Genomic DNA, 13,103 nt, shown 5'->3' on the forward strand with positions numbered 1-13,103 from the left:
CCGTTTCGGTGGAAGCCCCTCGTTGTTTCGCCGCCGTGACGAAGGCGCCTTGCGTGTTACGCGTCGATGAACTGCCGGATCTCCGGCTGCCGGATCGTTATCGTGGCGCAACCTTCACTGAAGGAAGAAAAAGCCGGCCGCGGGCGGCCTTCCGATGACCTGGCATGGGGGAGCCGAGTCGGGCAGTTCGGGAGGGCCGGCCGCGGCCGGGGTTCTGGGGTTTGTGCGGGATCGCCCGCGGTCGTCAGACCGCCTCCGCGGTCTCCGGCAGCTCGACTGCGAGCTTGTCCGTCAGGTCCACGACCTCGGCGAGATCCCCGAAGTCGCGTACGGCCGTGTAGACCGTCTTTCGAATACGAGTGTTGACGCGTTCGGAGCGAACCTTCTTGGCGACCTGCATGGCGTGCTCGGCGTAGACCGTGCTCTGCTCGGGCTCGCGCCGGAGCAGATGCACCGTGGCCATGCCGATCAGGTTCAGCGCGTACGACCGCTGGTGCTCGCCGTCCTTCGCGAACAGGTCCACGGCCTGCTGCATGACCGGCTCGGCCAGCGAGGCGTACGTCGGGCTGCGGCCGGCGACGTAGGCGAGGTCGCGGTAGGAGTGGGAGTTCTCGCCGTACAACTCGGCCTCGGAGAAGAAGCGGATCCAGTCGGGGTCCGGCTCGTCCCACTCGTCGGCCTCGGAGAAGGTGTCCTCGGCCATCCGGACCGCCCGCTTGCACTTGCCGGGCTGCCCCATGTTGGCGTAGGCGCGGGCCTCCATCGCATACAGCATCGACTGGGTGCGCGGACTGGCGCAGTCCCGGCTGCCGTACTGCGCGAGGTGGACCAGCTCCAGGGCGTCGTCGGGCCGGCCGAGGTGGATCATCTGGCGGCTCATGCTGGAGAGGATGTACGAGCCGAGCGGCCGGTCGCCGGCCTCCTTGGCGGCGTGCAGCGCGAGCACGAAGTACTTCTGCGCGGTGGGCTGGAGCCCCACGTCGTACGACATCCAGCCGGCCAGCTCCGCCAGCTCGGCGGCGACCTTGAACAGCTTCCTGGTGGTGGACTCCGGCTGGGGCTCCTGGAGCAGGTCGGTCACCTCGTGCAGCTGCCCCACGACTGCCTTGCGGCGCAGGCCGCCGCCGCACTGGGCGTCCCACTGCCGGAACATCACGGTGGTGGACTCCAGCAGGTCCAGCTCGGGCTTGGACAGCCGGCCACGCGCGCGTGAGGACGGAACGGGCCGGGACTCCTGGTGCGCGGCGGACGGCGCGGGGACCAGCCAGCGCTGCATCGGCTCGATGAGCGCCGGGCCCGCAGCCAGGGCCAGCGAGCTCCCGAGGAAGCCGCGCCGCGCCAGCATCAGGTCGCTGCGCGAGAACTCGCTGAGCAGGGCCACCGTCTGCGGACCCGTCCAGGGCAGGTCGACACCGGACACGGAGGGTGACTGGCGGGCGGCGCGCAGACCGAGGTCCTCGACGGAGACGACGCAGCCGAACCGCTCGGAGAACAGCTCGGACAGGATCCGCGGGATCGGCTCGCGGGGGTTCTCACCGTCGAGCCAGCGGCGTACACGCGAGGTGTCGGTCGAGATGTGGTTGGCACCCAACTGGCGTGCGCGGCGGTTCACTTGGCGGGCCAGTTCGCCCTTCGACCAGCCGCTGCGCACGAACCAGGACGCGAGCAGCTCGTTCGGGCGCTTGTCAGCGTGCGCTGCGCCACCGGCGCTCGTACCGCTTCCGCTGTTGCCGCTCACTGGAACGCCCCCATCCCTTGGACCACTTGTCACCGAGTGCGCCAAGCCCTATCAGAATGCCGGTAAATACGGTCTCCCGTCCGGCAGTTGTCACCCTTCGAACGGAAAGCCGACTTGCCCCCGGCATACCCACGAGTGCATGTGCCCCGAGGGTCCGTGCACACACGGTAATCCTACGATCACGCCTCCAGCCATGGCGATCCGGGAAACGCCACCATTCGCCACCCCTTCGAATGAACTAACGGACGCCTCCACGCGATTCACTTGACATAGGACGGCCGGAAGTGGGCGGAGCGAAGCACTGTGAGGCGCGCGTCGCTGAGTCCACAACCCTGAGTGCTTCCAAGCGCCGCGTGAGCCGAACGGCGCCGGAGGGTAACCGGCCTCCGAGGAGCACACAGGGTCACGTTCCGGTTCCGTGCCGTAACCACCGGCGCACTGGACCCGTTGGAGGGGGCATGGGCTTCACGATCGGCGGCATCCGGGAGATCCGGTCCGGCACGCGTCGACGCGGCCGCGCCTCGGAGTGCACCGCCGTCGCCGAGTTCACCGGGCTGTGGGGCTGGGACGTGGCGCCCGGCGCGCGAGCCGCCGCGGGCGCCTGCTCGTGCGGCCGGTCCGACTGCGACGCGCCCGGCGCACACCCCCTGGACTTCGCGCCGCAGATCCCGGCCGGGGCCACGCTCGACGAGGTCGCCAAGGCGTGGTCGGAGTTCCCGGGTGCCTCGGTGATGCTGCCGGTCGGGCGGGCGTTCGACGTGATCGAGGTGGCCGAGCCGGCCGGACGTCGTGCGCTGGCACGGCTCGAGCGGATGGGTCTCCCCCTCGGCCCGGTCACCGCCACGCCCGAGGGCCGCGCGCAGTTCCTCGTCTCCCCCGGCGCCGCCGCCGAGCTCCCCGAGCTCCTCTACCGCATGGGCTGGGACGACCCGACCCACCTCGACCTGCGCGGCCTCGGCCCCGGCACGTCCATCACGGCCCCGCCGTCCGACCGGGGCGGGCTGGGGCCGGTGCGCTGGCTGCGGGCGCCGCAGCTGGACACGGCCACGAAGCCGCCGGCCGCGCGACTGCTGCTCGGGACGCTGGCCTACGTGGCTCATCGGTCGCGGGCGTAGCGCGCACCACCGGGCACAGCCGTCACAGCCGTACACAGAGAAGCGCCCGTCCCCCAACTGCACCTTGGGGGCGGGCGCTTCTCGGCTTCGAGCAGGTACGAATTTCGTAGGTCACTCTCCGATAAGCGCATCCACGAACGCCTCCGGCTCGAACGGCGCCAGGTCGTCGGCGCCCTCGCCGAGTCCGACCAGCTTCACCGGCACGCCCAGTTCACGCTGGACCGCGATCACGATGCCGCCCTTGGCCGTGCCGTCCAGCTTGGTGAGCACGATGCCGGTGATGTCGACGACCTCGGCGAAGACACGAGCCTGGACCAGGCCGTTCTGCCCCGTCGTCGCGTCCAGCACGAGCAGCACCTCGTCCAGCGGCGCGTGCTTCTCGACGACCCGCTTGACCTTGCCGAGCTCGTCCATGAGGCCGGTCTTGGTGTGCAGGCGCCCGGCGGTGTCGATGAGGACGACGTCCGACCCCATCTCCTTGCCCTCCTTCACCGCGTCGAAGGCGACGGAGGCGGGGTCGCCGCCCTCCGGCCCGCGCACGGTGTAGGCGCCGACCCGCTCGCCCCAGGTCTGCAGCTGGTCGGCGGCGGCGGCACGGAACGTGTCGGCGGCGCCCAGCACGACGCTGCGGCCGTCGGCCACGAGGACGCGGGCGAGCTTGCCGGTGGTGGTGGTCTTGCCGGTGCCGTTGACGCCGACGACCATCACGATGCCGGGCTTGCTGGCCTCCGGCTCGGTCTTGACCACGCGGTCCATGTCGGTGCCGACCAGCTTCAGCAGTTCCTCGCGCAGCAGGGTGCGCAGCTCGACCGGCGTGCGGGTGCCGAGGACCTTCACGCGCTCGCGCAGCCCCTCGACCAGCTCCTGGGTGGGCTGCACGCCGACGTCGGCGGTGAGCAGCGTGTCCTCGATCTCCTCCCAGGTGTCCTCGTCGAGGTGCTCGCGCGACAGGAGCGTGAGCAGTCCCTTGCCGAGGGCGGTCTGGGAGCGGGAGAGCCGCGCGCGCAGTCGGATCAGGCGGCCCGCGGTGGGCTCCGGGACCTCGATCTCGATCGGCGGGGGCTCTTCGACGACGGGCGGTTCCTCGACGGCGACTCCGGTCGAGCCGTCGGGAAGATCCACCTCCTCTATGGTCCGGCGCGGTTCGTCGCGCGGCGTCTCGGCCTCGTCGCCGACGTGCGGCTCGGCCGGAGGGGCGGTGATGTCGGGGGCGGCGGGCGGCGGCGGGGGCAGCGGCTTCTTGCGCCGGCTGCCGATGATGAGCCCGCCGAGCGCGCCGAGCACGACCACGGCGATGACTACAGCAAGGATGACGATGTCCATAACCCGTCCAGTATCGGCCATGGAGCCCGGCGACACCGCTCTGGATGTCTGACACACCGTCAGCTAACGTCCGCCTTCACACCCGCCCGGTGAAGGGGGACCCCCATGCCCGTCACGGTCGTACGCTTCAACCTCGTCGAGCCCGACGCGACCCCCGCCTCACTCGCCGCCCGCTACCGGGCGGCCCTGGAGATGGCCGCGTACGCCGACGAGCACGGCATCACCACCGTGCAGACCGAGGAGCACCACGGCGCCGACAACAACTGGCTGCCGTCGCCGTTCGCCTTCGCGGCCGCGGTCTTCGGCGCGACGCGCCGCATCGCCGTCACGGTCTCGGCGATCATCGGGCCACTGCACGACCCGCTGCGGCTGGCCGAGGAGATCGCCGTACTGGACCTGCTGAGCGGCGGCCGGCTGGTGACGGTCGCCGGGATCGGGTACCGGCCCGAGGAGTACGCCCTGTTCGACGTGGACTGGAAGCGGCGCGGAAGACTCCAGGACGAGCTGCTGGAGACGCTGCTGAAGGCCTGGACCGGCGAGCCCTTCGAGTACCGGGGCCGTACGGTACGGGTCACTCCGCGCCCGTACACCGATCCGCACCCGCTCCTGCTGGTCGGCGGCTCCTCGAAGGCCGCCGCCCGCCGGGCCGCCCGGCTCGGCCTGCCGTTCTTCCCCAGCGCGCATCTGCCGGAGCTGGAGGCGTACTACAAGGAGCGGCTCGTCGAGTACGGCACCGAGGGCTGGACCATGATGCCGGCCGCCGAGACGCCGCTGCTGCACGTGGCCGAGGATCCCGACCGGTCGTGGGCGCAGTACGGGAAGCACTTCCTGCACGAGGCACGGACGTACGCCTCGTGGCAGTCCGGCGAGATCCGCTCGGCGGTGAAGTCGGGGGCCACGACGGTGGCGGAACTGCGCGCGGAGGGCGTGTACCGGATCGTGACGCCCGAGGAGTGTGTGGCGCTGGGCCACGCCAACTACGTATTGCACCCGTTGTCCGGCGGGATGCCGGTGGAGGAGGGGTGGCGCAGCCTGCGGTTGTTCTGCGAGCGGGTGCTGCCGGGGCTCGGCGACTGATCGCGTCGCATCCGAGGCCGTGTCCCCTCGCACACGACACCGCCGCCCCGGCTCGGGCAGTGGCCGAGCCGGGGCGGCGGCGGGGTTACGGGGAGAGGGGCAGCGGGGACTTGGCCCTTCTCCCCGAGTTCGGGGAGCCCTGGCGGCTCAGCCCATCTCCTCCAGCTTCTTGCCCTTGGTCTCGGGCACGAACTTGAGGATGAAGGGAATGGAGAGGAAGGCGAACACCGCGTACATGACGTAGGTGAGCGACAGGTTCCAGTCCGACAGGTCCGGGAAGGTGATCGTGATGACCCAGTTGGCGATCCACTGGGCCGAGGCGGCCACACCGAGGGCGGCGGCACGGATCTTGTTCGGGAAGACCTCGCCGAGCATGACCCAGACGACCACGCCCCAGGACAGGGCGAAGAAGAGGACGAAGGCGTTGGCGGCGATCAGCGCCACGTAGCCCTGCGCGGTGGGCAGCGGGTCGTTGCCGTTCTGGAAGGAGAAGGCCCAGGCGGCCGCCGCGAGCGAGATGCCCATACCGACGGAGCCGATGAGGGCCAGCGGCTTGCGGCCGATGCGGTCGACGAAGATCATCGCGATCACGGTGCCGATGATGTTGATGATCGAGGTCTCGAACGAGTAGAAGAACGAGCTCGACGGGTCGACGCCCACCGACTGCCACAGCAGGTTCGAGTAGTAGAAGATGACGTTGATGCCGACCAGCTGCTGGAAGACGGAGAGGCCGATACCGATCCACACGATCGGCAGCAGACCGAACCGGCCGCCCAGCAGATCCTTGAACGTCGACTTGTGGTCGCTCTTCATGGCCTGCTCGATCTCGGTGACGCGGCCGTCGAGGTCCACGCCGCCCTCGACGTCGGCGAGCACCTTCTTCGCGTCCTCGGTGCGGCCGACGCTGATCAGGTAGCGCGGGGACTCGGGGATGGCGAACGACAGCAGGCCGTAGACCAGGGCGGGCACGAGCATCACGCCGAGCATCCACTGCCAGGCCTCCAGGCCCGCGACCGTCCCACGCTCCTCGCCGTCGGCCATGTTGAGGATGGCCCAGTTGACGAGCTGCGAGACGGCGATGCCGATGACGATGGCGGCCTGCTGGAAGGAGGCGAGCCTGCCTCGGTACGCGGGCGGGGCGACCTCGGCGATGTAGGCGGGGCCGATGACCGAGGCCATACCGATGGCGATGCCGCCGAGGACACGCCAGGCCGCGAGGTCCCACGCGGCGAACGGGAGGCCGGAGCCGACGGCGCTCACGGCGAACAGCACCGCCGCGATCTGCATGACGCGGATGCGGCCGATGCGGTCGGCTATGCGGCCGGCGATCGCGGCGCCGAGGGCGCTGCCGAGCAGGGCGCTTGCGGCGACGGTACCGGTGACGCCGGAGCTGAGATCGAACCGGGCCTGGATGCCGCCGTTGGCTCCGTTGATGACGGAGCTGTCATAGCCGAACAGGAAGCCGCCCATGGCAGCCGCCGCGGTGATGAAGACGACGTGCCCGAGATGTTCGGGGTGCGCCGTCCTCGCTCCTGACGTGGATGCCTGCGCTGTGCTGGTCACGTGTACTCCTCGGGCGCCGGCAACGCTGCCGGGTGGGGGTCAGCCGCTCCAAGTAGTGATACCTGAAGTTAAAAGCAACGTTGCAGAGACTATGCCTTCAAGTATCGAAGTCAATACCCAGAAAGCTGTGACCTTGGAGACGTGACTAAGTGAGTTGTGTTCACTTCTTGAAGTGAAGGTGAAGGCAAACGTGAAGACAAGTGTGACGGTGAAGGTGATCGCGCCCGATGATCGGCAGCGCGGGCGTCAACGCAGTCGCTGGCTGATGACCTTTGACACCCCGTCACCCTGCATGGAGACGCCGTACAGCGCGTCGGCGACCTCCATCGTGCGCTTCTGGTGGGTGATCACGATCAGCTGCGAGGCCTCCTGCAGCTCCTGCATGATGCGGATCAGTCGCTGGAGGTTGGTGTCGTCGAGGGCGGCCTCGACCTCGTCCATGACGTAGAACGGGCTCGGGCGGGCCTTGAAGATCGACACCAGCATCGCGACCGCGGTGAGTGAACGCTCACCACCCGAGAGCAGCGACAGCCGCTTGACCTTCTTGCCGGGCGGACGCGCCTCGACATCGACACCCGTGGTGAGCATGTTGTCGGGATCGGTCAGGATCAGCCGTCCCTCGCCACCGGGGAACAGCCGGCTGAAGACGCCCTCGAACTCCCGGGCGGTGTCGCGGTAGGCCTCGGTGAAGACCTGCTCGACGCGCTCGTCGACCTCCTTGACGACCTGGAGCAGATCGGCGCGGGTCTTCTTCAGGTCTTCCAGCTGCTCGCTGAGGAACTTGTGCCGCTCCTCCAGTGCCGCGAACTCCTCCAAGGCGAGCGGGTTGACCTTGCCGAGCTGCTGGTAGGCGCGCTCGGCGGCCTTGAGCCGCTTCTCCTGTTCGCCCCGGACGAAGGGCTTGGGCTGGTTGCGGGGATGCTCGGGGTCCTCGGGAAGCTGCTCGCCCTCGGCGGCCAGGGAGGGCGGTACGAGCTGGTGGGGACCGTACTCGGAGACGAGCCCGGCGGGCTCCACGCCCAGCTCCTCCAGCGCCTTGGTCTCCAGTTGCTCGATCCGCATCCGCTTCTCGGCGCCGAGGACCTCGCCGCGGTGGACGGAGTCGGTCAGCTTGTCGAGCTCGGCCTTGAGGTCGCGGCCCTGGTTACGGGCGACGGTGAGCTCCTGCTCGCGGCGGGCCTTGGCGGCCTCGGCGGCGGTGCGCTCCTCGTCGGCGCGGGCGAGGGAGACCTCGACGTGCGCGAGGAGTTGCCGGGCACCGGAGGCGACGGCTTCGGCGACGGCCGCCTCGTGGCGCAGCCGGGCCCGCCGCTGCTCGGCACGCGCCCGTGCCTCGCGTTCGGCGCGGGCGGCGCGGTCCAGGGAGTCGGCACGTCCGGCGAGCCCCTTGACGCGCTCCTCGTGGGTACGGACCTGGAGACGGGCCTCCATCTCGGTCTGCCGTGCGTTGGCGCCGTCGGCGGCGAGACGGTCCCGTACCGACGTGTCGGGCTCCTCCTCGACCGGCATCTCCTCGGCGACAGCGAGCCGCTCGGTCAGCTCCTCGGCCTCCTGGAGGGCCTTGTCGAGCGAGTCCTGCGCGCGCGTGGCGGCGGCGACGGACCGCTCGGCCTCACCGGCGGCGCCGCGCGCCTGCCCGGCGAGCCGCCCGAGCTGCTGCGCGACGGCCGACTTCTCCCGGTCGGCCGCCCTGCGCCGCTCCCCCAGCTCCTCGACCAGCGCGGCACGCTCCTTGCGCCGCTCGACCGCCACCTGCTGCGCCTCGGCCAGCTCATCGCACCGCACGGCCAGCTCTTCCAGCTCGGCAGCGGCCTCGTCCACGGAGGCCTGCACTTCGAGGAGGCTGGGCGCCCCGGCGGACCCCCCGTGCGCGAAGTGGGCCCCGAGCAGGTCGCCTTCGGCGGTTACGGCGGTGAGGTGGGGGTGGGTGTACACGAGGTCTTCGGCGTCTTCGAGCGTGCCGACGACGACGATGCCGTGCAGGAGGCGTCGTACTGCCGGCATGAGGTCGGAAGGGCCGCGGACCAGATCTGCCGCGTGTTGCTGCGTGGCGGACGCCGCTTCGTTGTGGCCGGTCGCGTCTTCCCTTTGCGGCGCCTCCGGTGCCCCGGCGAGCAAGAGTGACGCCCTTCCGCCGTCCTGCTTCCGCAGCATGCGGATGGCGTCCGCCGCCGCCGAAGGCGATGTCACCGCCAGCGCGTCCGCCGCCGCACCGAAAGCCGCCGCCAGCGGGACCTCGTAGCCCGGCGTCACCGTCAGCAGTTCGGCGGCGGGGCCCAGCAGTCCCGTGAGCCGGTCCTTCGCTCCGAGCAGCGCGCCCGTGCCGTCCTTTCGCCGCAAGCCGAGCGCCAGCGCCTCGTGGCGGGCCTGCGTCGCGGCGCGACCGCGTTCCGCCGCGGTGGCCGCCTCGCGGGCTGCCGTGAGCGCGGCCTCGGCCTCGGCGAGCTGCTGCTTGGCGGCTTCGTGCTGCTCGGCGAGTTCCGCGTCGCCGGCGTCCAGGCCGTCGACCTCGGCCTTCAGCGCCTCGTACTCCTCCTGCGCGGCGAAGGCCCGCTCCTGGGCCTCGTCCCGTGCGGCGGCAAGGCGGTCGATCTCGGCCTGGGCGGAGGCCGCACGTGAACGGGCGGCGTTGACCTGCCCGTTCAGCCGGGCGAGGCCCTCGCGGCGGTCGGCGATGGCCCGGGCGACGTCCTTCAGACGCCGTTCCTCCTGCGTGAGTTCGCGCTCCAGCTCGGCGCGGTGCGCGACCGTGTCCTCCAGGGCCCGCTCGGCTGCCTCCAGGGCCGCTTCGAGCTCGGCCTCCTGCTCACGGATGCGGGCGGCCTCGCGCTCCATGTCCTCGGGGTCGCGGCCCCGCCGTTCCTCCGGCGGCGCGGAGGTCGCGCTCTTCACGCGCGCGTCGGCCAGCGAGATCGTGCCGCGCACCCGCTCGGCGAGCTGGGACAGTTCGTACCAGGTCTGCTGGGCCCGCTGCAGGCGCGGCGTGAGCTGCCGTACCTCGTCCTCCAGGAGCCCTTCGCGCTGGAGCGCCTTCCTCAGCTCCTGTTCGGCTGCCTCCTTGCGCTCCTTCAGCGCGGCCTCGTCGGCGACCTCGGTCTGGAGCGCCTCACGGAGCCGTACGAGATCGTCGGCGAGGAGGCGGAGCCGGGCGTCGCGCAGATCCGCCTGGATGACGGCGGCCCGGCGCGCAACGGCCGCCTGGCGGCCGAGAGGCTTGAGCTGTCGGCGCAGTTCGTCCGTCAGGTCCTGCACGCGCGCGAGGTTGGCCTGCATCGCGTCCAGCTTGCGGAGGGCCTTCTCCTTGCGCTTGCGGTGCTTGAGGACACCGGCCGCCTCTTCGATGAAGGCGCGGCGGCCCATCGGGTCGGCGTGCAGGACGGAGTCGAGCTGGCCCTGGCCGACGATGACGTGCATCTCGCGGCCGATGCCGGAGTCGGAGAGCAGTTCCTGGATGTCGAGGAGGCGACACGTGTCGCCGTTGATCTGGTACTCGCTGCCGCCGTTGCGGAACATGATCCGCGTGATGGTGACCTCGGCGTACTCGATGGGCAGTGCGCCATCCGAGTTGTCGATGGTCAGCGAAACCTCGGCTCGGCCAAGTGGCGGACGCCCGGTCGTGCCGGCGAAGATGACGTCCTCCATCTTGCCGCCGCGCAGCGACTTGGCACCCTGCTCACCCATGACCCAGCTGAGCGCGTCCACCACGTTGGACTTGCCCGAGCCGTTCGGTCCGACGACGCACGTGATGCCCGGCTCGAACCGGAGTGTGGTCGCCGAGGCGAACGACTTGAACCCGCGGAGGGTCAGGGCCTTGAGGTGCACGCCGCTGGACTCTACCTTCCGCCTGTATCTCGCTCCATGAACCCGCGGTTTCACCGATGAACGTGCAGGGCACACCAGACGTTAAAGAGGGTGAAAGGATGCGCGGGGCAGTAAGCCAGGGGGCAAGAAAGAAGGGACGCCGAAGCGTCCCTTGCAACTTCTGACGACTGACTTGCCAGTCGCCTGACAACTACCTAGCGGTTGGATACGAGCCGCCCAAACCACTGCTTGTGCTGTCGTGGAGCGATGCAGTGATCAGGTGAGCGCAGGCTCCGCCTGGTGTGCGTCGATGCTCTCCATGATCCTGTCGTGAGAAGCGGCAGCCGTCAGCGCGTCGTTCTCCGCCTGGATCCGTCCGAGCTCGGATTCCAGGTCCTGGACACGCTGCTGGAGCCGTCGCATCTCGGCGAGGAGTCGAGGGTCGGAGCCGCCGACGTAACCGAGAAGCGCCTTTGCCATGATGGATGGTCCTCCACAATGAGTGACCGACCGAAGCGGTGTGGGTCGTGAGGGATTCGCACCCGCGGTTGGTTGGCAGGCCTGGAGTTGTACTGCCGTTCAGCCACGCCAAACAGCGAAGGTGCGCGGGGCTTTCAGCGTCTCACCAAAAAGTTTGACGGTCAACACGATCACGCCCCGTATTGGCGGGCAAACCCGGGGGCACACGGCCTTGAGACGGCTGCGCGGCGACTCCTGCGGGCCCTTCGGGGCGTGGCGATCATCCTTCAGTGCGGAGCCTGCCACCGTGAGCCGTTCTTGGCAACCACCTGCTCATTTCTGCTTGGGGCAGTTGCCGGTGGCAGATCCGTCCGCTTGTTCCAGGGCTGCTTTACAGAACCGGCTCAACGGATGGCGAAGCCGTCGTAACACCCGCGAGGTGTGTCCCAGATCTCGGTGACACCGTCCACCCGCCCGGGCGTGTCGTCGCCCTGGAGCCAGTCGAGGAGCCCTTCACAACCCTTGCGCGGGCCCTCCGCAACCACTTGGACCCGACCGTCGGCCAAATTGAGAGCAAAACCACTCAGGCCGCCGATCTCGAGGGCCTTGGCCCGCGTGAACCAGCGAAAACCCACACCTTGGACGCTTCCACGCACCCAGGCGACCAGCCGCACATCGTCGCTCATAGGTGCAACCTAACGGGCCAATGTCTCTCCGAGCACTTCCTCCCCTGGCGCCATGCGGTACCGTCCCCACCCAATGAATCTCATATGAAACTCACACGATCGAGTGAGTTCTGTGAGGACGTTGAGACCGCAGGGACGAGGAAGGCCAGAACATGGGACGCCACCGACGCTCCGCCGCCGGACGCGCCGCCACCGGCCGCGCCACGGGGGTCACACATACGGACGGCTCCTACACGGAGGGCCACGACCCGCTCAACTCGCACGACGGCGTCCGGCCCACGATGGGCATCGCGCCCTATCTGAACCCGGAGGCGTACGCCGAGGCCTACGCGAAGAGCGACGCGTACCTCTTCGCCGAGGACGACGACTACGACCGGATCACCAACACCGCGACCTTCCCGAGCGACGCCGCCTCCATGAGCGGCTCCGCCTCGGGCGCGGACACCGCGGTCTTCCGCAGTGACGGCTTCACGCCCAGCTCCGGCTCCCGTCGCCCCGGGAACGGCGCGCACCGCCGCCGTAAGAAGAAGGCCGTGGCGCCGGTGAAGACCGGTCTGCTCGGCGTCTCCGCTGCGGTCGCCCTGGGCACGGTCGCGGTCGCCACCGGCGTGGTGCCCGGCATCGACAACTACAGGCTCGGCGGCGGCAACGGCGCGGACAAGGTGCAGGCCGCCGACACCCCGACCAACTCCCCCAACGAGCAGGGCGGCACCTCCGGCAGCGCCGACAGGGACGAGAACGGCTCGTCGACGAGCCGCGACACCGAGCGGCCCACCTCGCCGGCCCCGTCGACCTCCTCGGCCGCGCCGACGAAGACCCCGTCGAAGAAGCCCTCGGCCACGCCCAGCGAGAAGCCGAAGGACACGCCTTCGCGTACGGCCACGAAGACGCCGGAGCAGAAGCCTGAGAAGAAGCCCGAGAAGGAGCAGACCAGCGCTCCCGTGACGGTGTCCGCACAGGCCGCCGCCGCGGCCGAGGTGCTGAAGCTCGTCAACGAGGAGCGCGCTCAGGTCGGCTGCAGCGCGGTCGCCGCCAACAGCTCGCTCGCCGATCTGGCCCAGGACTTCAGTGCGGACATGGCCGAGCGGGGCTTCTTCGACCACACCGACCCCGACGGCGCGTCCCCGTGGGACCGGGCCGCGAAGGCCGGCATCACCGACCTCGGCGGCGAGAACATAGCCCGCGGCCAGTCCGACGCGGCCGCCGTGATGGACGCCTGGATGAACAGCCCGGGCCACAAGGCCAACATCCTGAACTGCGACTTCAAGACCCTCGGCGTCGGCGTGCAGCTCGGCGCCGGCGGCCCTTGGTGGACGCAGGACTTCGGCTACTGAGACAAGC

The 13,103-nt window shown here is 69.9% G+C and carries 9 protein-coding genes; 3 read left to right on the forward strand and 6 right to left on the reverse strand.

Going from position 1 to position 13,103, the window contains the following annotated elements:
- Positions 1-244: 244 nt before the first annotated feature.
- Positions 245-1,738, reverse strand: coding sequence for a transcriptional repressor NsdA (gene nsdA, locus OHT51_RS12240; protein WP_328878950.1), 1,494 nt, complete (start codon positions 1,736-1,738; stop codon positions 245-247).
- Positions 1,739-2,196: 458 nt separating this feature from the next.
- Here nsdA and OHT51_RS12245 point away from each other — a divergent pair, with 458 nt between their 5' ends.
- On the forward strand, positions 2,197-2,853 hold the full coding sequence (locus OHT51_RS12245) for a bifunctional DNA primase/polymerase (RefSeq protein WP_328878951.1): 657 nt from the start codon (positions 2,197-2,199) through the stop codon (positions 2,851-2,853).
- 111 nt (positions 2,854-2,964) lie between these two features.
- Here OHT51_RS12245 and ftsY read toward each other — a convergent pair whose 3' ends face one another.
- A complete protein-coding gene (ftsY, locus tag OHT51_RS12250) occupies positions 2,965-4,176 on the reverse strand; it encodes a signal recognition particle-docking protein FtsY (protein WP_328878952.1) in 1,212 nt (403 codons plus the stop codon).
- A gap of 105 nt (positions 4,177-4,281) precedes the next feature.
- Between ftsY and OHT51_RS12255 the strand changes: the two genes are divergently transcribed.
- Positions 4,282-5,253, forward strand: a complete 972-nt coding sequence (locus tag OHT51_RS12255) for an LLM class flavin-dependent oxidoreductase (protein ID WP_328878953.1) — start codon at positions 4,282-4,284, stop codon at positions 5,251-5,253.
- A gap of 147 nt (positions 5,254-5,400) precedes the next feature.
- On the opposite strand, the gene OHT51_RS12260 is transcribed toward OHT51_RS12255, so the two are convergent.
- The 4 genes from OHT51_RS12260 to OHT51_RS12275 form a co-directional block, all read right to left on the reverse strand.
- On the reverse strand, positions 5,401-6,816 hold the full coding sequence (locus OHT51_RS12260) for a sugar porter family MFS transporter (RefSeq protein WP_328878954.1): 1,416 nt from the start codon (positions 6,814-6,816) through the stop codon (positions 5,401-5,403).
- A 246-nt stretch (positions 6,817-7,062) separates the two neighbouring features.
- Entirely contained in the window at positions 7,063-10,638 is a 3,576-nt protein-coding gene (gene smc / locus OHT51_RS12265) for a chromosome segregation protein SMC (RefSeq protein ID WP_328878955.1), read from the reverse strand.
- A 255-nt stretch (positions 10,639-10,893) separates the two neighbouring features.
- Entirely contained in the window at positions 10,894-11,097 is a 204-nt protein-coding gene (locus OHT51_RS12270) for a hypothetical protein (RefSeq protein ID WP_030048901.1), read from the reverse strand.
- Positions 11,098-11,480: 383 nt separating this feature from the next.
- Positions 11,481-11,762, reverse strand: a complete 282-nt coding sequence (locus tag OHT51_RS12275; protein ID WP_328878956.1) for an acylphosphatase — start codon at positions 11,760-11,762, stop codon at positions 11,481-11,483.
- Positions 11,763-11,914: 152 nt separating this feature from the next.
- On the opposite strand from OHT51_RS12275, the gene OHT51_RS12280 reads away from it, so the two are divergent.
- On the forward strand, positions 11,915-13,096 hold the full coding sequence (locus OHT51_RS12280) for a CAP domain-containing protein (RefSeq protein ID WP_328878957.1): 1,182 nt from the start codon (positions 11,915-11,917) through the stop codon (positions 13,094-13,096).
- Positions 13,097-13,103 lie beyond the last annotated feature (7 nt).

Source organism: Streptomyces sp. NBC_00299 (assembly GCF_036173045.1).
In the GTDB taxonomy this organism is placed as follows: Bacteria; Actinomycetota; Actinomycetes; order Streptomycetales; family Streptomycetaceae; genus Streptomyces; species Streptomyces machairae.